Origin of the sequence: Burkholderia sp. AU45388 (assembly GCF_030481585.1) — a bacterium.
Taxonomy (GTDB): domain Bacteria; phylum Pseudomonadota; class Gammaproteobacteria; order Burkholderiales; family Burkholderiaceae; genus Burkholderia; species Burkholderia sola.
On sequence record NZ_JAUJPV010000025.1, the window covers coordinates 26,058 to 44,634 of the forward strand.

The 18,577-nt window shown below is 68.3% G+C and carries 20 protein-coding genes; 8 read left to right on the plus strand and 12 right to left on the minus strand.

What is annotated here, in order from left to right:
- Positions 1-5: 5 nt before the first annotated feature.
- Genes xerC through dapF form a run of 3 tightly spaced genes read right to left on the minus strand, consistent with a single transcriptional unit; the run spans position 6 to position 2,647 of the window.
- Positions 6-926, minus strand: coding sequence for a tyrosine recombinase XerC (xerC, locus tag QZM72_RS29405; RefSeq protein WP_301739817.1), 921 nt, complete (start codon positions 924-926; stop codon positions 6-8).
- A gap of 13 nt (positions 927-939) precedes the next feature.
- Complete coding sequence (locus QZM72_RS29410) at positions 940-1,665, minus strand: DUF484 family protein (RefSeq protein WP_301739818.1); 726 nt, start codon at positions 1,663-1,665, stop codon at positions 940-942.
- Between the two features lie 37 nt (positions 1,666-1,702).
- Positions 1,703-2,647: a diaminopimelate epimerase gene (gene dapF, locus QZM72_RS29415; RefSeq protein ID WP_301739819.1), complete on the minus strand. Its 945-nt coding sequence runs from the start codon at positions 2,645-2,647 to the stop codon at positions 1,703-1,705.
- A gap of 351 nt (positions 2,648-2,998) precedes the next feature.
- On the opposite strand from dapF, the gene QZM72_RS29420 reads away from it, so the two are divergent.
- Positions 2,999-3,277 (plus strand): type II toxin-antitoxin system RelE/ParE family toxin, encoded by a 279-nt coding sequence (locus tag QZM72_RS29420; protein WP_226211800.1) that lies wholly within the window; start codon positions 2,999-3,001, stop codon positions 3,275-3,277.
- A 13-nt stretch (positions 3,278-3,290) separates the two neighbouring features.
- Entirely contained in the window at positions 3,291-3,677 is a 387-nt protein-coding gene (locus QZM72_RS29425; protein ID WP_301739820.1) for a HigA family addiction module antitoxin, read from the plus strand.
- Here QZM72_RS29425 and lpxL read toward each other — a convergent pair.
- Positions 3,620-4,504: a lauroyl acyltransferase LpxL gene (gene lpxL / locus QZM72_RS29430; protein ID WP_089468718.1), complete on the minus strand. Its 885-nt coding sequence runs from the start codon at positions 4,502-4,504 to the stop codon at positions 3,620-3,622. The genes QZM72_RS29425 and lpxL overlap by 58 nt on opposite strands.
- A gap of 265 nt (positions 4,505-4,769) precedes the next feature.
- Between lpxL and metK the strand changes: the two genes are divergently transcribed.
- Entirely contained in the window at positions 4,770-5,957 is a 1,188-nt protein-coding gene (metK, locus tag QZM72_RS29435; RefSeq protein ID WP_006482984.1) for a methionine adenosyltransferase, read from the plus strand.
- A gap of 111 nt (positions 5,958-6,068) precedes the next feature.
- Here metK and QZM72_RS29440 read toward each other — a convergent pair whose 3' ends face one another.
- Positions 6,069-6,410, minus strand: a complete 342-nt coding sequence (locus tag QZM72_RS29440; protein WP_301739821.1) for a hypothetical protein — start codon at positions 6,408-6,410, stop codon at positions 6,069-6,071.
- A gap of 352 nt (positions 6,411-6,762) precedes the next feature.
- Between QZM72_RS29440 and QZM72_RS29445 the strand changes: the two genes are divergently transcribed.
- Complete coding sequence (locus tag QZM72_RS29445) at positions 6,763-7,536, plus strand: phytanoyl-CoA dioxygenase family protein (RefSeq protein WP_301739822.1); 774 nt, start codon at positions 6,763-6,765, stop codon at positions 7,534-7,536.
- Between the two features lie 198 nt (positions 7,537-7,734).
- Here the strand turns inward: QZM72_RS29445 and QZM72_RS29450 are convergent, their stop codons facing one another.
- Positions 7,735-7,941 (minus strand): DUF3185 family protein, encoded by a 207-nt coding sequence (locus QZM72_RS29450; RefSeq protein WP_152860788.1) that lies wholly within the window; start codon positions 7,939-7,941, stop codon positions 7,735-7,737.
- Positions 7,942-8,134: 193 nt separating this feature from the next.
- Between QZM72_RS29450 and mgrA the strand changes: the two genes are divergently transcribed.
- The gene (gene mgrA / locus QZM72_RS29455) at positions 8,135-9,178 is read left to right on the plus strand and encodes an L-glyceraldehyde 3-phosphate reductase (protein ID WP_089468714.1); all 1,044 of its coding nucleotides are present in this window, start codon (positions 8,135-8,137) and stop codon (positions 9,176-9,178) included.
- Between the two features lie 106 nt (positions 9,179-9,284).
- Here the strand turns inward: mgrA and QZM72_RS29460 are convergent, their stop codons facing one another.
- The 3 genes from QZM72_RS29460 to QZM72_RS29470 form a co-directional block, all read right to left on the minus strand.
- Positions 9,285-9,470 (minus strand): hypothetical protein, encoded by a 186-nt coding sequence (locus tag QZM72_RS29460; protein WP_006482800.1) that lies wholly within the window; start codon positions 9,468-9,470, stop codon positions 9,285-9,287.
- A gap of 351 nt (positions 9,471-9,821) precedes the next feature.
- A complete protein-coding gene (locus QZM72_RS29465) occupies positions 9,822-10,709 on the minus strand; it encodes a DMT family transporter (protein ID WP_301739823.1) in 888 nt (295 codons plus the stop codon).
- Positions 10,710-10,831: 122 nt separating this feature from the next.
- On the minus strand, positions 10,832-11,161 hold the full coding sequence (locus QZM72_RS29470) for a hypothetical protein (RefSeq protein WP_301739824.1): 330 nt from the start codon (positions 11,159-11,161) through the stop codon (positions 10,832-10,834).
- 367 nt (positions 11,162-11,528) lie between these two features.
- Between QZM72_RS29470 and QZM72_RS29475 the strand changes: the two genes are divergently transcribed.
- Together QZM72_RS29475 and QZM72_RS29480 are read left to right on the plus strand one after the other, a co-directional pair.
- A complete protein-coding gene (locus QZM72_RS29475) occupies positions 11,529-11,741 on the plus strand; it encodes a hypothetical protein (protein ID WP_089468712.1) in 213 nt (70 codons plus the stop codon).
- Positions 11,742-11,780: 39 nt separating this feature from the next.
- Positions 11,781-12,803 carry a serine/threonine protein kinase gene (locus tag QZM72_RS29480; RefSeq protein WP_301739825.1) on the plus strand — a complete coding sequence of 341 codons (1,023 nt, stop codon included), beginning with the start codon at positions 11,781-11,783 and terminating at the stop codon, positions 12,801-12,803.
- Positions 12,804-12,878: 75 nt separating this feature from the next.
- Here the strand turns inward: QZM72_RS29480 and QZM72_RS29485 are convergent, their stop codons facing one another.
- Positions 12,879-14,321, minus strand: coding sequence for a coniferyl aldehyde dehydrogenase (locus QZM72_RS29485; RefSeq protein ID WP_301739826.1), 1,443 nt, complete (start codon positions 14,319-14,321; stop codon positions 12,879-12,881).
- Positions 14,322-15,046: 725 nt separating this feature from the next.
- On the opposite strand from QZM72_RS29485, the gene QZM72_RS29490 reads away from it, so the two are divergent.
- Entirely contained in the window at positions 15,047-16,687 is a 1,641-nt protein-coding gene (locus tag QZM72_RS29490) for a GMC family oxidoreductase (protein WP_301739827.1), read from the plus strand.
- Positions 16,688-16,714: 27 nt separating this feature from the next.
- Here the strand turns inward: QZM72_RS29490 and QZM72_RS29495 are convergent, their stop codons facing one another.
- The gene (locus tag QZM72_RS29495) at positions 16,715-18,085 is read right to left on the minus strand and encodes a flagellar hook-length control protein FliK (protein WP_301739828.1); all 1,371 of its coding nucleotides are present in this window, start codon (positions 18,083-18,085) and stop codon (positions 16,715-16,717) included.
- A gap of 31 nt (positions 18,086-18,116) precedes the next feature.
- Entirely contained in the window at positions 18,117-18,575 is a 459-nt protein-coding gene (fliJ, locus tag QZM72_RS29500; protein ID WP_089468707.1) for a flagellar export protein FliJ, read from the minus strand.
- Between the last annotated feature and the right edge of the window lie 2 nt (positions 18,576-18,577).

Sequence of the window (18,577 nt, forward strand, 5' to 3'; positions counted from 1 at the left end):
GCGCGTCAGTCGCGCTTCTTCGCGCGCGGATGCGCGCTGTCGTAAATCTTCGCGAGATGCTGGAAGTCGAGCGACGTGTAGATCTGCGTCGCGGCGACGCTCGCGTGGCCGAGCAGTTCCTGCACCGCGCGCAGGTCGCCGCTCGACTGCAGCACGTGCGTCGCGAACGAGTGGCGCAACACGTGCGGGTGGACGTTGGCGGGGATGCCGGCGGCGAGCGCCGCGCGCTTCACGCGCTCGCGCACGACGCCCGGCGACATCCGGTTGCCGCGCACCGACACGAACAGCGGATGCGGATCGTGCTTCACGAATTGATCGCGCACCGCGAGCCATGCGTTCAGCGCGTCGATTGCCTTGCGGCCGACCGGCACCTTGCGCTCCTTGTTGCCCTTGCCGCGCACGGTGACCTCGGCTTCGGCGAGATCGAGCCAGCCGGCCGAGCGATAGCCGTCGGCCTGCGTGTACCGGACGTCGAGCCCGACCAGTTCGGCGAGGCGCAGCCCCGACGAATAGAACAGCTCGAGGATCGCGTGGTCGCGGATACCTTCGGTCGTGTCGGGCAGCGGCGTGTCCATGAGCGTGACCGCATCGTCGACCGACAGCGCCTTGGGCAGCGATTTCTCGCGCTTGGGCGCGCGTACCCCGGCGACGGGGTTCGCGGGCATCTCGACGCGCTGCGCGAACCAGCGATAGAACGCGCGCCATGCGGAAAGCCGGTGCGAGATCGAGCGCGCGGACAGCCCGGCCGCGTGCGCGCGCACGACCGCGCCGCGCATGTCGGCGGCGGTCAATGCGTCGAGCGGCCGGCCGGCCGCGAGCTTCTTCAGTTCGTCGAGTTCGTGCGTGTACGCGCGCAGCGTGTGTTCCGACAGTTGCCTGACGTGCTTCAGGTTCGACAGGTAGGCGGCGATCGGATCGTCGGTCATCGCGTGCGGCGGATCAGTGCGGCAGCAGGCGCGTGAGCGCGGCGCTCGCGAGCGTCGCGATCCGCGCGAGGAAGTCGGTGGCCATCCCGTCGTGGAAGCGGCGCGGATCGGGCGAGCCGAGCACGAGCAGGCCGAACGCGGGCGCGTCGTTGCCGGCGAGCGGCGCGCGCAGCGCGAGCAGCGCGACCGATGCGGCCGCGGCGTCGCCGGCCGGCGCGGCTTCGGCGCCTTCCGCCGCGCTCGCGGCCGGGGCGGCGAGCGCGGGGGCGAGCCACTGGGCGGCCTCGAAGCCCGTGTTCGCGCCGCAGTACGGCGTCGACAGGCCGTTCGTGAACAGGCGCACTTCCTCGCCGACCTGGCGGGCGAAATCGGCCTGCGCGTAGGTGTCGGCCACGTCCCACACGCGCAGCGCCGTCTGCGGCACGTCGAACACGTCGGCGATGCCGTCGGCGATCGTGCGCGGCAGCGCGTACGGATCGCGCTCCGCGATCACGCGCGCGGTCCAGCGGCTGAACTTCGCGGACAGGCTGTCGTTCTCGTGGCCGTAGCGCACCAGTTCGGCGAGCCGGCGCTCGAGATGCTTGTTCTTGTCGCGCAGCATCTCCATCTGCCGCTCCTGCAGCGAGATCGCGGCCTTGCCGTGCGGATTCGCGAGACGGATCGTCGCGAGCAGCTCGGCGTGCTGCGCGAAGAATTCGGGATTGGCGAGCAGATAGTCGGCGACTTCGCGATCGTTCATGTGGCTGGAGCGTTCAGTTATCAAGGACGTTGCAGGGTCAGGCGTTCAGGTCGATCTCGCCTTCGAACACGGTCGTGGCGGGGCCGGCCATCATCAGCGCGGCGGCTTCGTCGCGCGCGCCGTCCCAGCCGATCGTCAGCGTGCCGCCGTGGGTGTGCACGGTCACGGGCGAATCGAGCAGGCCGCGCCGGATGCCGGCCGCGACCGCCGCGCACGCGCCGGTGCCGCACGCGAGCGTCTCGCCCGCGCCGCGTTCGTACACGCGCAGCTTCACTTCGTTGCGCGACACGATCTGCATGAAGCCGGCGTTCACGCGCTGCGGGAAGCGCGCGTGGCGCTCGATCAGCGGGCCTTCTTCCAGCACCGGATACGCTTCGACATCGTCGACGACCTGCACCGCGTGCGGGTTGCCCATCGACACCGTCGAGATCCAGCGCGTCGCGCCGCCGACGTCGAGCGGCCACAGCGTGTCGTTGCCTTCGTTGCGGCCGTCGAGGCTCGTCGCGCCTGGACCGGCCGTATCAAATGGCACCTGCGCCGGCGCGAACACGGGCGCGCCCATGTCGACGACGACTTCGCCGTTGTCCTGCAGCGTCAGCGTGATCAGGCCCTTCATGACCTGCACGCGCACGCTGCGCTTGTCGGTCAGGCCGCGGTCGCTGACGAACTTCACGAAACAGCGCGCACCGTTGCCGCAGTGTTCGACCTCGCCGCCGTCGCAATTGAAGATCCGGTACTTGAAATCCGCGCCGTCGGTGGTGGGTTTCTCGACCAGCAGCAACTGGTCGGCGCCGATGCCGAAGTGGCGGTTGGCGAGTGCGCGCACCTGCGCTTCGGTGAGCGGCGGCAGCGCGCGCGAGTAGCCGTCGAGCACGACGAAGTCGTTGCCCGCGCCGTGCATCTTGGTGAACGAGAGTTTCACTGGGTCCGGAATTCCATGGCGAACAAGGCGGTCGGCACGACACGAACGGCCGGCGGCCATGCCGGGCGGCCTCGTTCGTCGTGCTGATCTCAACCGCAAATGATACATGCAGCCGACAGGGGCGTCCTGCGCGGGGACGGTGCTTCGGGTCCCGGCTGCGGGCCGGGTGTGCGGCATATGTCGATGGGTCGACTGGTCGGGCACGTGGCGAGCGGACAAATTGGCGTGGTGTAGCGCGCGCAACGGAGGTGGGACCGGCGATGCGTGCCCGAACACAGGACGAAGGTATGAGGTGACCCGGACGAACGTTTTCGTACGGGTCAGATTGACGAGGAAATCAAGTGATTCGTATAGTTTGGCTATACACAGTCGGGCCATGCTGTCGACGTCGCGCTCGAGTGTGGGAGGTCCATGATCAAGTCATGGGTACACAAGGGACTGGAAGCGTTTTTCGTCACCGGGAGCAAGGCGGGCATTCGGCCCGATCATGCGCCCAGGCTGCGGCGCATGCTGGCGCGTCTCGACGTCGCGGGCAAACCGCACGACATGAATGTGCCCGGCTGGCGTTTTCACGGCCTCGTCGGCGGGCTGGACGGATATTACGCAGTCGGCGTCAATGGCAACTGGCGGCTGACATTCCGATTCGAGGGCCCCGACGTCGTTCTGGTCGATTACCAGGACTACCACTAAGGTGATTCAAGCGATGACCCGCATCTTCAATCCGCCCCATCCGGGCGAAACGCTGCGCGACGACGTGCTGCCGGCGCTCGGCCTGACCGTCACCGAGGCCGCGTCGCAGCTCGGCGTGACACGTGCCGCGCTGTCGCGAATCCTGCACGGCCATGCCGGCATCTCGCCGGAAATGGCGTTGCGGCTCGAAGCGTGGCTCGGCGAGGAAAACGGGGGAAAGGCCGATCTGTGGCTCGCGCAGCAGTCGGCCTACGATCTCGGGCAGGCGCGCGCGAAGGGTGCGCCAAAGGTGGCGAGGGCGCGGGCGCGCATGACGGCGCACCCGCGAACGTCGCGGCAGGGTCAGTACAGGCTCGGCTCGCCCGGCGGGCGCGTCTTGAAGCGCTTGTGCACCCAGTAATACTGCTCGGGCATCAGCGGAATCTGCTCCTCGAGGAATGCGTTCATCCGCCGCGCGTCGAGATCGTCGTCGCCGGTCGGGTAGTGATCCCACGGCTTGAATACCTTCAGACGGTAGCCCTTGTAGTTCGGCAGCACCTCGCCGATGAACGGCACGACCTGCGCGCGGCCCGTCTTCGCGAGCCGGCCGACGGCCGTCAGCGTGCAGGCCGGCACGCCGAAGAACGGGACGAACGTCGAGTTGCGCAGCCCGTAATCCATGTCCGCGCCGAGCATCACCGGCTTGCGGTCGCGCAGCCAGCGCAGCACGACGCGCGCGCTGTCCGCGCGGCCGACCATCTCGGCATCGAAGCGCCCGCGCGCCTTCTTCGCCTCTTCCTCGAGCACCGCGTTCGAGAACGGCTGGTACAGCGATCCGCAGCGGCGCTGCAGCGACCGGTTCAGCCAGATCGAACCGGCCTCGATGCCGACGAAGTGCAGGCCGAGGAACAGCGTCGGCGGCAGGTCGGGATCGGTGAGATCGACCGCGCTGTCGACCTGGATCAGCTTCGCGAGTTTCTTCTCCGAGCCGAACCACTGGACGCTGCGCTCGACGTAGCTGCGGATCGCATGACGGAAATGCTGGCCGGCCACTTCCTCGCGCCGCTCGTCGCTCCAGTCGGGGAAGCAGAGTTTCAGATTCGTATGTACGATGCGTTTTCGCCGGCTGGGGATCTGATACAGCAGCCAGCCGAGGCCATCGCCGAACCGTGCGGTCAGACCGTACGGCAGCACGGCGAGCAGCTTCAGCAAGCCGATGGCGAGGTGCGTGCCGAGGCGGCCTAGCATGCGGAATCTCCGTAAGGCCGGCTGGCCGGCACGTTGCGAACAGGGTGGTAAGACAGCGGAAGATGCAGCACGGGCGGCGCTCTGTGACAATTCAGGAAAGCCGCTATAATACGGGCTTCGCCGAGTTAACTGACAACTTGCGGGGCGAAGCCGGCTGGCGCGACACACGCTGCCCGGTCCTGGTAATCCGCTAAAGCGTCGCCGCTTCAGGCCCAACGAAGCTGGCTACGTGAAATCCACCGTAACCACACAGGAGCCTGAAAAAGTGGCAAACGATTATCTCTTCACGTCCGAATCCGTCTCCGAAGGCCATCCGGACAAGGTCGCGGACCAGATCTCGGACGCGATTCTCGACGCCATCCTCGAGCAGGACAAATACTCCCGCGTTGCGGCCGAAACGCTGTGCAACACGGGTCTCGTCGTGTTGGCCGGTGAAATCACCACGACGGCCAACATCGACTACATCCAGATCGCGCGCGATACGATCAAGCGCATCGGCTACGACAACACCGACTACGGCATCGACTACAAGGGGTGCGCGGTGCTCGTCGCGTACGACAAGCAGTCGCCGGACATCGCGCAGGGCGTCGATCGCGCACACGACGACAACCTCGATCAAGGCGCGGGCGACCAGGGCCTGATGTTCGGCTATGCGTGCGACGAAACGCCGGAGCTGATGCCGCTGCCGATCTACCTGTCGCACCGCCTCGTCGAGCGTCAGGCCAGCCTGCGCCGCGACGGTCGCCTGCAATGGCTGCGTCCGGACGCGAAGTCGCAGGTCACCGTCCGCTACGTCGACGGCAAGCCCGATTCGATCGACACCGTCGTGCTGTCGACGCAGCATGCTCCGGACATCGAGCTGCCCGCGCTGCGCGAAGCGGTGATCGAGGAAATCATCAAGCCGACGCTGCCGGCCGACCTGATCAAGGGCGACATCAAGTTCCTCGTGAACCCGACCGGCCGGTTCGTGATCGGCGGCCCGCAGGGCGATTGCGGCCTGACCGGCCGCAAGATCATCGTCGATACCTACGGCGGTGCCGCACCGCACGGTGGCGGCGCGTTCTCGGGCAAGGATCCGTCGAAGGTCGACCGTTCGGCTGCGTATGCCGGCCGTTACGTCGCGAAGAACATCGTCGCGGCCGGCCTCGCGTCGCGCGCGCTGATCCAGGTGTCGTACGCGATCGGCGTGGCCGAGCCGACCTCGGTGATGGTCAACACGTTCGGCACGGGCCGCGTGTCGGATGCGGTGATCACGAAGCTCGTGCGCGAGCATTTCGACCTGCGTCCGAAGGGCATCATCAAGATGCTCGACCTGCTGCGCCCGATCTACGAGAAGACGGCAGCTTACGGCCACTTCGGCCGCGAAGAGCCGGAATTCTCGTGGGAAGCGACCGACAAGGCGCTTGCACTGGCCGAAGCGGCCGGCGTGGAGCCGACGGCACGCGTCGCGTAAGCGTCGTTCGCCCGAAATGAAAAACCCCGGCCAAGCCGGGGTTTTTTTATGCGCTTCGATCGCCGGCGTAACGGCGGCGATCGGCGCGGGCCGTGCCCGCCGGGTACTCGCTCAACGCGCGCCGAACCCGAACCAGCCGTTGCTGGCCGCGAGGCGGCGCGGGCGGTTGATACGGCGCTGCGGGCCGAGCTTGCGGCGCAGCGCGAGCGCGCGCAGCGACGACGGCTTTTGCAGCAGCGAGCGCAGGCCGGCGCGGCGAGTGAACGCCTGCGCGCTCATCATCGAGAAAAACGCGTGGAACCACGCACGGATGCCGTCCAGCCGGCTGTGCGTGTGCGTACGTTCGGCCAGCGCCTGCGTGCGTGCGCGGTGGTGGCGCAGCGAGCGGGCGGGAGCGGACGGCACGACACGCTTCGCAGCGCGGTTGAAACGGGAAGTCAGACGGAATGGCATGTGAACGATGCTTCGCTTGTATGGGTGGCGCCCTGCAGAGCGCACTGGTATGAACGGCCTCGGATGACGCAACGGATCTTACCGAACCCCGTTGCGTGCCGCGCCCGCCAGAATTGACAGGCCGCGTCAGGCTACAGGGGATTCGTGACGGGCAAAAGTCGCGACAAACCCTTGTGCCGCAAGGCGTGTGCCGCACACCGCCTGACGCTGAGGCAGGTGCCGCGTCGCACAGTTCCCTTGCGCTGGATCAAATCCGCGATTGGCATGCCCCTGCGCACGACAATGGCGCTGTTCGCGGTATCCGGCGCCGATTTACAATCGTCACATTCACACGATAAACGTCTGGCATCCCATGTCGTCTCCATTGCAGTCGGAATCGATCCGCGCGCAAGTCGCGGAATTGCGCGAGCGCGGCTTCGTCGTCGCGCGCGGCCTCGTCGGCGAAGCGCAGTGCGCGGCGCTCAGGCAGATCGCGGCGCGCCAGTTGCGGGAGGCCGCCGAGCCGATCGAGTTCGAGGCCGACTTGCGTTATCCGGGCGCGCCCGAGTCGAAGCACGCGCCGGGCGGGCATACGGTGCGACGGCTGCTCGATGCGTACTCGCGCGATCCGGCGTTCGCCGAGCGCGCGATCGCGCCCGAAATCGGCGCATGGATGCGCGAGTATTTCGGTGAAGAGCCGGTGCTGTCGCGCGCGCATCACAACTGCATGATGACGAAGCACCCGGCGTACGGCAGCCTGACCGGCTGGCATCGCGATTTCCGCTACTGGGCGTTCGAGCGCCCGGACATGGTGTCGGTGTGGCTCGCGCTCGGGCCGGAGACCAACGAGAACGGCGCGCTGTGGCTCGTGCCGGGTTCGCATACGGCCGAATTCGGGCCGGAAGCGTTCGACGACGCGAAATTCTTCCGCAGCGATCTGCCGGAAAACCGCAAGATGATCGACGCGGCCATGTGCCCGTCGCTGCAGACGGGCGACGTCGTGTTCTTCCACAGCAACACGCTGCATTCGGCCGGGCAGAACCGTTCCGATCAGGTGAAGTTCTCGCTCGTATATACGTATCACGGCGCGAGCAACCGGCCGGTGCCCGGCACGCGCTCGGCGTCGAAGCCGGAAGTGCAGTTCTAGGCCGATCGGCGGCCGGCGAAGCCGCCGCGATCGCGCGATGCGGCGCGTCGCGGGCGAATGAAACGACGGGCGGCCTGGCCGCCCGTTTCGTTTAACCCGGCTCGCGCGCGTGATGTCGGCACGACGAGCCGGCCACCGTAGGCCGGATCGTCGACCGCGCCGCTCCCGATGCAATCGCGAGCGGTGCGTGCGGCGCGATCAGCGTTTGCCGCCCGGCATCGCGAGGCCGATCAGGCCGGCGAACGACGCAACGGCGCCGCCGACGATCAGCAGGATCGTCTTCGTCGCGGGCGAGCCGGTGAAGAAGCGCGACACGTTGTCGTTGATCGAATGGAACGACTGGCCGCCGAAATACAGCAGCACGACGCCGCCGACGAGCAGTGCAACCGAGATGACCCGGGACATACCAACCTCGCTGAAACGGTGATTCGAGACGCCGCAGTGTAGGCGAGTGCCGCGGTCGCGTCCATCGCCGTGCCGCCGTGCGCGATCCGGCCGGTTTCGCTACCATAGTCGTCGTATGACTCCTTCGCCGCCGTCGCGCCATCGGTGCGGCCGGCGCGCGTCCCTTCCCCCGATGTCCTGACGGAACAGACTCATGGCCTACGAAGCAGCTTCCGAACGTTATGCCGGCATGCAATACCGCACGTGCGGCAAATCCGGGCTCAAACTGCCCGCCCTGTCGCTCGGCCTGTGGCACAACTTCGGCGATTCGACGCCGATCACGACGCAGCGCGAGATCCTGCGCACCGCGTTCGACCTCGGCATCAACCACTTCGACCTCGCGAACAACTACGGGCCGCCGTACGGCAGCGCCGAAATCAACTTCGGCCGGCTGCTGAAGGAGGATTTCCGGCCGTATCGCGACGAGTTGCTGATCTCGACGAAGGCCGGCTGGGACATGTGGCCGGGGCCGTACGGCAGCGGCGGCGGATCGCGCAAGTACGTGCTCGCGAGCCTCGACCAGAGCCTGCAACGGATGGGGCTCGACTACGTCGACATCTTCTACTCGCACCGTTTCGACGCGCATACGCCGCTCGAGGAAACGGCGGGCGCGCTCGCATCGGCCGTGCAGCAGGGCAAGGCGCTCTACATCGGCATTTCGTCGTACTCGGCCGCGAAGACGCGCGAGATGGCCGCGCTGCTCGCGCAATACAAGGTGCCGCTGCTGATTCACCAGCCGTCGTACAACATGCTGAACCGCTGGATCGAAGAGGATCTGCTCGGCACGCTCGACGACGTCGGCGCGGGGAGCATCGCGTTCACGCCGCTCGCTCAGGGCCTGCTCACGTCGAAGTACCTGAACGGCGTGCCGGCCGACGCGCGCGTGAACAAGCCGGGCGGCGGCTCGCTGAAGCAGGACCACCTGAGCGCGGACAACCTCGAGCATGTGCGCAAGCTCAACGCGATCGCCGAGCGGCGCGGGCAGAGCCTCGCGCAGATGGCGCTGGCGTGGGTGTTGCGTAATGGCCGCGTGACGTCCGCGCTGATCGGCGCGAGCCGGGCGGAGCAGGTGCGCGAGAACGTCGGTGCGTTGAGCAACCTCGAATTCTCCGCGGAAGAACTCGCGGAGATCGATCGTTACGCGACGGAAGGCGGCATCAATCTGTGGGAAAAGCCGTCCACGGATCAGGCGATCTGACCGGAAGTCGATACGGCATGCGAAACATCGCGTGCCGTGTCGGCCATGCGCATGCGGTACGTCGCCTCGCTGCGGTGCAGCGAGGTGCGGCACGCGCGGGTGGGCGCTAGATCAGTGCAGGCAGGCCTTCAACGAGCAACACCGCGACGCCGACGCCGAGAATGACGCCGAGTACGCGCAGCAGGTTGTGACGGAATTGCGTGGCGCACGGCACCGCGCCGAGAAATAGCGCTCCGGCCAGCGCCATCGGAATCAACAGGATGAAGTCGCCGATCGTGAAATAGGTCGTCATGCGTGTCTCCAGTGTCGACCGAAGTGGGCGCTTCAGCGCTTGCCTGGGCGTCATCCTTTCGGGATATCGGCCGAAGTCGGCACGCATGCGCTCACCCCGGCCCCATGCCGGGTGTTTCTAGTTGGGCCGGCCCGTCGTACGCAGGCCGGTCAATTCGAGTATAGGCAACCGGCGGCGTTTTTCGCTATCCGAACCATTAAAAATCAGCGGAAAGCCCCGGGAATCCCGCGTTTTTCGGGCAAACAAGACGAACGCCTTGCACGCATCTTTCCCGTTGCTTTCGGTTTTCGCGGAATCGTCGTATGTGTCCGATGCGGGCCGCCACACCCGCGGGCGCGGCGGCCCGCCCGCTCACGCGCGGTCGGGTTGCGGACGGGCGGCCGGCGCGCGGAATACGAGCGCGAGCCCGGCGATGATCGCGCCCATGCCGGCGAGCGCGAGCGGCTCGGGCCGGTTGCCGAGCCACACGGCGTCCATCAGCGTGGTGACGACGGGCACGAGATAGAACAGGCTCGTCACGTTGACGAGATCGCCGCGCTGCATCAACCGGTAGAACAGCAGTTGCGCAATCACCGAAATCACGATGCCGAGCCACAGCAGCGGCACGACGAACGCCCAGCCCAGGTCGAACGACACCGGCCGGAACGGCACGATCGCGACGCACAGCGCGAGGCCGATCGCATTCTGCAGCGGCAGCACGTCGGCGGGCGCCGCGCGTACGCGCTTTTGCAGCAGCGAGCCGACGGTGAGCGCGACGAGCGCCGTGAGCGCGCACGCGATGCCGGCAGCCGACAGGCCGCCCGTCCCGCCGCTCACACCGCGACCCACGACGAGCGCGAGGCCGGCGAGCGACAGCGCGAGCCCCGCGATGCGCACCGGTTGCCAGCGACGCTCGACGATCGCGAGCGTGAGGATCGGCTGCACGCCGAGGATCGTCGCGAGCACGCCGGGCGCGATGCCGCGTTCGAGCGCGAGCAGATAGAAGATCGAATAGCCGCCCATCATCAGCAAGCCGGTCAGCGCGGCCATGCGCCGCTCGCCGCGCGGCGGCAGCCAGCGTTTGCGCACGAAGGCCAGCGCGAGCAGCACGAACGACGCGAGCGCGAAACGGGCAGTGAGAAAGACGAACGCGGATGCGTGACGCAGACCGAGTTCAGCGAAGATCGCGCCGCTGCTCCACAGCAGCACGAAGAGCGACGTCGCGCCATGCGCGGCGCGCGCGCGTTTGAACGAAACCATGTGAATCCACCTGTCGAACGGATCGAAACGTTCCATCCGCGCGCGGCAACACGCCGTGCGTCATGACGCACGTACCTGCGGCCAACGGGGCGAATGGAAGACGAAAACGAAAAGCCGGCGAGTCAGCCGGCGCGTGCCGCCGGCGGGGGCGGCGCAGCGCGGCCGAGCGGCGGTGCGACAGGAGGAGGAAGGACCGACGGATGCGCGCACGCCCGCGGCCGCGAGTCGAACTGCGGCCGGGATTTTGCGAGGGCGGACGTGAGCGGATGCATCGTGTCGGAATGCGATTGAACGCGAATGAAAACCAAAGGTACCGCAAGGCAGCCGTCGCGCGCAACTGCTGTCGGCGGCTGCGCATCGCGGGCGATCGTGTCGTGTCGATGCAGGCCGACGCCGGTGCGCCGGCCGCCGCGCATGCAAGCATTCGACGAACGGAAGAATGCGATCGCCATGCGACGTGCGCGATGCGATGCCGGCGGGGCGACGGGCATCCTCCGATGATCCCGCACGGGCGAGGCGAAGCGGTACGTGTATTGCGTCGATCGCGTGCGCGCGGCGTGGCCCGACGGTTTCGGCGGGCAGTCACATTCGACAGGGTATGATGGGGGTAACCGGGCGGGCAAGTGCGTGTCCGGCGCAGTGGTTGATTGGAGACATTCGACGAATTCGCGGCACTTCGCCTGCTTCTTCTTCTTTTCGCGCTTCGATAAACCGTGAACAATGGGATCACGCGCAACGCTCCGCCGAGGGCGGCGCGGATCGCGCATTTGCCGGCTCGCCAGCGGGCCGGGTTTCAAGATTCAAGAGTGGGGAACCATCATGCATATCGGGTCGATTGTCTGCACTACCCATATCGCGGTGCCGAAGGGCGCACGCGGCATCGTCCAGCGCCTCCTGGGCGACATGGCCATGGTGACCTGGTACGCGGGCGTGCCGGGTGAGTCGAAAGAACTCAACACCGAGCCCTTCTTTCTCGAGGACCTGATCGACACCGGCGAATCCGTTCTGCCGGCCGGCGCGGCGCTTCACTAAGGCTCGTCTTTCGGTCCGGCTGGCGGCACAATGCGGGGCATGACAGACGCCACTTCCGCTCCCGCTTCTCCCGCCAGCCCGCCGTTCGCCGGCCTCACGCCCGAATGCGTGCTCGACGCGCTCGACAGCGTGCTGATGCCGGCCGGCCTGCGCACCGACGGGCGCCTGCTCGCCCTCAACAGCTACGAAAACCGCGTCTACCAGGTCGGTATCGAAGACGGCCCGCCGGTCGTCGCGAAGTTCTATCGTCCGGCGCGCTGGTCCGACGACGCGATTCTCGAAGAGCATGCGTTCGTCGCCGAACTCGCCGCGCGCGAGATTCCGGCGGTGCCCGCGCGAGCCTTCGACGGCCGCACGCTGCACGCGTTCGACGGCTTCCGTTTCTCGATCTTCGAGCGGCGCGGCGGCCGCGCACCCGATCTCGACCGCAGCGACACGCTCGAATGGCTCGGCCGCTTCATCGGCCGCATTCATGCGGTGGGCGCGACGCAGCCCTATGTCGCGCGCCCGGTGCTCGACATCGGCACGTTCGGCTACGAGCCGCGCGACTACCTGCTCGCGCACGATTTCATTCCGGATGACGTCAGACCGGCATATGAGACCGCGGTCGCGCTCGCGCTCGAAGGCGTCGAGGCCGCGTTCGAGCGTGCGGGTGAGATTCGCCTGCTGCGCACGCACGGCGACTGTCATCCGAGCAACGTGCTGTGGACCGATGCCGGCCCGCATTTCGTCGACTTCGACGACAGCCGGATGGCGCCGGCCGTGCAGGATCTGTGGCTCTTGCTGCCCGGCGATCGCGAAGGCGCGTCGCGCGCGCTCGCGGACCTGCTCGCGGGCTACGAGGATTTCTGCGAATTCGAGCCGCGCGAGCTGCATCTGGTCGAAGCGCTGCGCACGCTCCGGCTGATCCATTACGCGGCGTGGCTCGCGCGGCGCTGGGACGATCCGGCGTTTCCGGCCGCCTTCCCGTGGTTCAACACGCATCGTTACTGGGAAGCGCGCGTGCTCGAATTGCGCGAGCAGATCGGCGCAATGCAGGAAGGGCCGCTCTGGCCCGTGTGACGTGTAACGGCTGCGCGCGCGGCATCCATGCCGCGCGGCAGGTTGGCCAGGGCCGCGACGCGCGGCTCCTGCGGCTCAGAACTTCAGCATCAGCTTGATCAGCGCGGCGAAGCGCTTGCCGTACGGAGGCGCGAGCAGGTTGCGCGCGTTCATTCGCGCCTGCGTGAGCACCGGCTTCATCTTCGAGAACGTCACGAAGCCGTCGTAGCCGTGATACGCGCCCATGCCGCTCGCGCCGACGCCGCCGAACGGCAAGCTGCCGCACGCGATGTGCATCAGCGTTTCGTTGATCGATACGCCGCCCGAGACCGTTTCGCGCATCACGCGGTCGATCGTGCCGCCATCCTCGTCGAACAGGTACAGCGCGAGCGGACGCGGGCGCGCATTGACGTACGCGATCGCTTCGTCGAGCCGCTCGTACGGCACGAGCGGCAGCAGCGGCCCGAAGATTTCCTCCTGCATCAGTTGCGACGCGGCCGGCACCTGCGTGAGCGCGCACGGCACGAAGCGGCGCGACGCGGGATCGGACTGTGCGTCGGACAGCGGATGCAACTGCGCGCCGGCGGCCTGCGCATCGCTCGCGAGTTGCTGCAGGCGCGCGTAGTGACGCGGCGACACGATCGTCGTGTAGTCGCCGTTGGTCGACAGGTCCGGATACAGCTTCGCGAAGCGGGCGCGCGCGCGTTCGATGAACGCGCCTTCCATTCCGCGCGGCAGCAGCACGTAGTCGGGCGCGATGCAGGTCTGGCCGGCGTTCAGCGTCTTGCCGGCGACGATCGCGTCGACGGCCGCGTCGAAGCGCGCATTCGGTCCGACGATCGCCGGCGACTTGCCGCCGAGCTCCAGCGTGACGGGCGTCAGGTTGTCGGCGGCCGCGCGCATCACGTGGCGGCCGACCTGCGTCGAACCGGTGAACAGCAGATGGTCGAACGGCAGCGCGGTGAATGCGGCGCCGACTTCCGCGTCGCCGTTCACGACCGCGACGTGGTCGCGCGTGAAGGTCTTGCCGATGAGTTGCTCGAACAGCGCCGACGTGTGCGGCGTCAGTTCGGACATCTTGACGATCGCGCGGTTGCCGGCGGCGAGCGCGCAGATCAGCGGGCCCGCCGCGAGCAGCACCGGGTAGTTCCACGGCACGACGATGCCGACCACGCCGAGCGGTTGCGGAATCACCTTCGCGCGCGCCGGGCGCAGCCACTTGTTCATCGGCTTGCGCATCGGCTTCATCCAGCGCTTGCCGTGCTTCAGCGCATCGTCGATCTCTTCCTTCGCCATCCAGATTTCCGACAGCAGCACTTCCTGCTTCGCGCGATGGCCGAAATCGGCGCTGATCGCGTCGGCGAGCGCATCGGCGTGGTCGATCAGCATCGTGCGCAGCGCGCGCAGGTGCTGCGCGCGCGTGTCCCATGCCGGGTACGGTGCGCGCAGGTACGCCGCGCGCTGGTCGTGCAGCAGCGACGTCAGCGCATCGACCGACGGCAGTGCTTGCGGGGCCAGTTCGGGCAGGTCGTTCTTCATGTCGTCTCCTCCAGTTGGGCCTGGCTGATCGGCCGGCCGTCACGCCGCACGCGCACGCTCGGCGAGCGCGGCAACGCGGATCGGGTAATGCGTGTCGCGCGGCGCGGGCCGGATGCGACGGATGCTCGAAAAAGCGGTTTCTGCATGCGGCAGGCGTCGTATCCACGCGACGGTTTCCGCGTCCGAACGTCGTGCCGCACGGCATGCGCGCACGCGCCGAGACGGTGACGCGCGGGCACGCGATGCCGTCTTGCGATCGTCTGCCGGTGCATCGCGGCAGCGCAGCGCGAGCTGGCCGCGACGGCGTGGCGCCGCGCATCGTGCGGCGGCGGCGACACACCGTCCAAACGGTCGGCGACGACGCGTGCCGTTCGATTTCGACCGACTGCGCGCATGACGCCGCGCATCGTCGCGCGGGCCGCCGTTTGAAATGAAATGCGGACCGTGCGCGCGACTTCCGGATCACCCGGCCGGCACGCCGCCTGCGGGATCTGGCGCTGCATCGTCGTTCCTCCCGTTTCGCGACGAATCGGCTTCTCGTGGCCGGTACATCGCGCGATGCGCATCGATACATCTTAAATTTAGTTCACGCGGGCGTTTAGAGGAATCGCTCTTGAATCGGCGCGCCGCGCACGGGACGGCCCTTCCTACAATGCCCGAACACAAGAGGAGACACGCTCGCGCGGCGGTGCCGGGCGCCTTCCATGACACGACGGAGACGTGACATGCAATACGACTACATCATCGTCGGCGGCGGCTCGGGCGGTTCGAGCCTCGCCGGCCGTCTCGCCGATGCCTGCCCCGATGCGACGATCGCGCTGATCGAGGCCGGCTCCCATACGGAGCGCAACCTGCTCGTCAACATGCCGGTCGGTATCGCCGCGTTGGTGCCGTTCAAGCTCGGCACCAACTACGGTTACGAGACGGTGCCGCAGCCGGGCCTCGGCGGGCGGCGCGGTTACCAGCCGCGCGGGCGCGGGATGGGCGGCTCGAGCGCGATCAACGCGATGATCTACACGCGCGGCCACCCGGGCGACTACGACGAGTGGGCGCAGCTCGGCGCGACGGGCTGGAGCTGGCAGGACGTGCTGCCGTATTTCCGCCGCGCGGAAGGCAACGAACGCGGCGCCGACGCCTGGCACGGCGCGGACGGCCCGCTGTCGGTATCGGATCTGCGCTTTCGCAATCCGTTCTCCGAACGATTCATCCAGGCCGCGCACGCGGCCGGCTATCCGCTGAACGACGATTTCAACGGCGCGACGCAGGAAGGCGTCGGCTTCTATCAGGTCACGCATCGCGACGGTTCGCGCTGCAGCGTGGCGCGCGCGTACATCTACGGCCGCAACCGGCCGAACCTGCACGTGGTCCCCGATGCGACGGTGCTGCGCGTCGGCTTCGACGGCAAGCGTGCGGTCGGCGTCGTCGTATCGCGCAACGGGCGCGTCGAGACGCTCGGCGCGCGCGCGGAAGTGATCCTGTCGGCCGGCGCGTTCAATTCGCCGCAACTGCTGATGTGTTCGGGGATCGGCCCGGCCGATCAGTTGCGCCGGCACGGGATCGCGGTCGTGCAGGATGCGCCGGACGTCGGCGCGAACCTGATCGACCACATCGACTTCATCATCAACACGCGCGTGAATTCGTCGGAACTGGTCGGCGTGTGCCTGCGCGGGATCGCGAAGATGACGCCGGCGCTCGTGCGCTATTTATCGAGCCGCACGGGGATGATGACGAGCAACGTCGCGGAGGCCGGCGGCTTCATCAAGAGCGATCCGTCGCTCGCGCGGCCCGACCTGCAACTGCATTTCTGCACGGCGCTCGTCGACGATCACAACCGCAAGATGCACTGGGGTTTCGGCTATTCGCTGCACGTGTGCGCGCTGCGGCCGTTCAGCCGCGGCACGGTCGCGCTCGCGAGCGGCGATGCGCGCGACGCGCCGTTGATCGATCCGCGCTTCTTCAGCGATTCACGCGACCTCGACCTGCTGGTGCGCGGCACGCACGCGATGCGCCACATCCTGTCGCAGGCGCCGCTCGCGTCGCAGGGCGGGCGCGAGCTGTACACGCGGCCGGACCAGAGCGAAGCGGAGCTGCGCGCGACGATCGTCGCGCATGCGGACACGATCTATCACCCGGTCGGCACCTGCCGGATGGGCTCGGACGTGCGCGCGGTCGTCGATCCGCAACTGCGCGTGCGCGGCGTCGACGGGCTGCGGGTGGTGGATGCGTCGGTGATGCCGACGCTGGTCGGCGGGAACACGAATGCGCCGTCGGTGATGATCGGCGAGCGCGCGGCGGACTTCATCGTCGCCGCGCGCAAGGGCGGGGTGCCGCGCGGCGAGGCGGCTGCCGCGGTGCACGGCCGCTGAACGCGGCGCGTGCGGCCACGGCCATGCTCAGGCAAACGTATCGACGAGGCCGGCGCGGCTCGCGCGCGCGGCGACCGGTGCGGATTGCGCGGCGTCGACGGGTGCATCGACGGCTGACGATCCGCCGTTTCCGCGTCGCGGCGACTGGCCGTGGGCGAAGGTCTGCTGCGGGTTTTGCTGCTGTTGCTGCGACGCGAGGCCGCCGTCGCTGACGGTCGCGCTGCCGAGCCCGAGCCCGCCCGCTTCCATCGCCTCGCGCAGCTTCGGCAGCGCGGCTTCGACCGCGTCGCGCACCTGCGCGTGCTGCGACACGAACAGCGCGTGCGCATGGTTGTCCGCGACGCGCAGCACGACCTGCAGCGGCCCGAGATCGGGCGGGTTGAGCGTCAGCTCGGCGCTCTGCTGGTGCGCATTCGACAGGAACACCACTTTCTGGCTCAGTGCGTCCGTCCAGTCGGCCGTGCCGACGTGCGGCGCGAGCACGTGCGCGTTGGCCGCGGCGATCGCGCCGGCGGCCGGCGACAGTTGCAGGTTCGCCTGCGCGGCGGCGGCAGCCGTTGCGCCGGCCGCAAGCGTCGCGCTGGCGGCCGGGTCCGTCGCGTTGGCGGCCGCCGCGAGCGCATGCTGGGCGCCGGACTGCGCGTTCGCGTCGGCCTGCAGGGCCTGCGCGGTGATCTGTGTCGGCGTCTGTTGCGTGGCGAGCGCGCCTTTCGCGTCGGCGAGCGTGCGGTCGAACGTCGGGACTTTCGGCGTCAGCGGCGCGGCGGCGTTCGACGCGGTCGCTGCCGGCGCCGTCGGCGTGGCGGCGCTCGCGCCGGTCGCCGGCATCGCAATCGCGCCCGCACCACCCGCCAGCTTGGCGAGCGCCGCTTGCAGCGCGTCGCGGCTCGATGCCGGGTCGGTCGGCTGGGCGGCCGCATCCGCGGTTGCATGATTGGCGAGCGTCGCCGTGGCGTCCGGCTGGCCGGACACGGCCGTCTTTTGCGTGGTGGCCGCGGCGGCAATGGCCGCGGTGGTCGCCGCGTCGGCCGGCGTCGCGGTGTCCGGGCGCGCCTGCAATTGCGCCTGCACGGCCGCGGCGGCCGCGAGTGCGGCGGCGTCGGGGTTGACGGTGGCGGCGTTCGCGGCCGTGTCGTCGGTCGCCTTGTCGTCGTCCGTGCCGGACGGTTTCGCGCCGGCGGCCGGCTTCGACGCGGCCTGATTGGTCGACGCGTCCGGCGTGCCGGCGTGGGCCGTATCGTCGCGCGTGGCGACGCTTTGCTTGAGCGTCTGCGCGAACGGCACGGCGCTCGTGGCGGCGGACGTATCGTTGGTGGCGGACGCACCCGAGCCGCGGGCGGCCTTGAGTGCGGCGCCGGCGGTGTCGAGCAGCGCGCCGAGCAGGGGCAGGGGAGGCATGACGGGTCTCTCGTTCGAATGCGGTGGTCGGTTACGACGAACGGGCCGCGTCGGCCCGCATGCGCAGGATCTTCGCAGCATGTTCGTCGGCGTCGCGCTGTTCGCGCCGGGCGTCGCGCTGCGCTTCCTGCGCGACGCCGCGCGCCTGCAGGATTTCATACGAGCCGACGGTCCGTTTCTTCTGCTGCCAGTTCGGGCGCGCCTCGTCGATGCGGACTTCGGCCGCCGCGAGCACGGTGCGCTGCTGCGCGATCGCGGCATCGAGCGTGTCGATGAACGCCTGGAAATTGCGCCAGTTGCCGGCCGGCATCCCGCTCTGCGCGGATTGCGCGAAGCGCGCGTGATACTCGTCGCGATAGCGCAGCAGCGCGTCGAGCTGTTCGGCCGCCGCGGTGCGGTCGCGCTGCGCGGTGCCGAGCTGCTTCGCGGCCGAGTCGAGGTCGTCCTGCGCACGGTCGAGCAGCAACTGAAGGGGAAAGCCGTGGGCCATCG

What these genes read in the sequence shown, in the direction of transcription:
- QZM72_RS29475 (WP_089468712.1), top strand. Translation starts at nt 11,529, where the DNA reads ATGCATATCGGGTCGATTGTCTGCACTACCCATATCGCGGTGCCGAAG.
- lpxL (WP_089468718.1), bottom strand. Translation starts at nt 4,504, where the DNA reads ATGCTAGGCCGCCTCGGCACGCACCTCGCCATCGGCTTGCTGAAGCTG.
- xerC (WP_301739817.1), bottom strand. Translation starts at nt 926, where the DNA reads ATGACCGACGATCCGATCGCCGCCTACCTGTCGAACCTGAAGCACGTC.
- QZM72_RS29495 (WP_301739828.1), bottom strand. Translation starts at nt 18,085, where the DNA reads ATGCCTCCCCTGCCCCTGCTCGGCGCGCTGCTCGACACCGCCGGCGCC.
- QZM72_RS29490 (WP_301739827.1), top strand. Translation starts at nt 15,047, where the DNA reads ATGCAATACGACTACATCATCGTCGGCGGCGGCTCGGGCGGTTCGAGC.
- QZM72_RS29470 (WP_301739824.1), bottom strand. Translation starts at nt 11,161, where the DNA reads ATGGCGATCGCATTCTTCCGTTCGTCGAATGCTTGCATGCGCGGCGGC.
- QZM72_RS29420 (WP_226211800.1), top strand. Translation starts at nt 2,999, where the DNA reads ATGATCAAGTCATGGGTACACAAGGGACTGGAAGCGTTTTTCGTCACC.
- QZM72_RS29440 (WP_301739821.1), bottom strand. Translation starts at nt 6,410, where the DNA reads ATGCCATTCCGTCTGACTTCCCGTTTCAACCGCGCTGCGAAGCGTGTC.
- QZM72_RS29445 (WP_301739822.1), top strand. Translation starts at nt 6,763, where the DNA reads ATGTCGTCTCCATTGCAGTCGGAATCGATCCGCGCGCAAGTCGCGGAA.
- mgrA (WP_089468714.1), top strand. Translation starts at nt 8,135, where the DNA reads ATGGCCTACGAAGCAGCTTCCGAACGTTATGCCGGCATGCAATACCGC.
- QZM72_RS29485 (WP_301739826.1), bottom strand. Translation starts at nt 14,321, where the DNA reads ATGAAGAACGACCTGCCCGAACTGGCCCCGCAAGCACTGCCGTCGGTC.
- QZM72_RS29410 (WP_301739818.1), bottom strand. Translation starts at nt 1,665, where the DNA reads ATGAACGATCGCGAAGTCGCCGACTATCTGCTCGCCAATCCCGAATTC.
- fliJ (WP_089468707.1), bottom strand. Translation starts at nt 18,575, where the DNA reads ATGGCCCACGGCTTTCCCCTTCAGTTGCTGCTCGACCGTGCGCAGGAC.
- QZM72_RS29465 (WP_301739823.1), bottom strand. Translation starts at nt 10,709, where the DNA reads ATGGTTTCGTTCAAACGCGCGCGCGCCGCGCATGGCGCGACGTCGCTC.
- QZM72_RS29480 (WP_301739825.1), top strand. Translation starts at nt 11,781, where the DNA reads ATGACAGACGCCACTTCCGCTCCCGCTTCTCCCGCCAGCCCGCCGTTC.
- QZM72_RS29460 (WP_006482800.1), bottom strand. Translation starts at nt 9,470, where the DNA reads ATGACGACCTATTTCACGATCGGCGACTTCATCCTGTTGATTCCGATG.
- QZM72_RS29450 (WP_152860788.1), bottom strand. Translation starts at nt 7,941, where the DNA reads ATGTCCCGGGTCATCTCGGTTGCACTGCTCGTCGGCGGCGTCGTGCTG.
- QZM72_RS29425 (WP_301739820.1), top strand. Translation starts at nt 3,291, where the DNA reads ATGACCCGCATCTTCAATCCGCCCCATCCGGGCGAAACGCTGCGCGAC.
- dapF (WP_301739819.1), bottom strand. Translation starts at nt 2,647, where the DNA reads ATGGCCGCCGGCCGTTCGTGTCGTGCCGACCGCCTTGTTCGCCATGGA.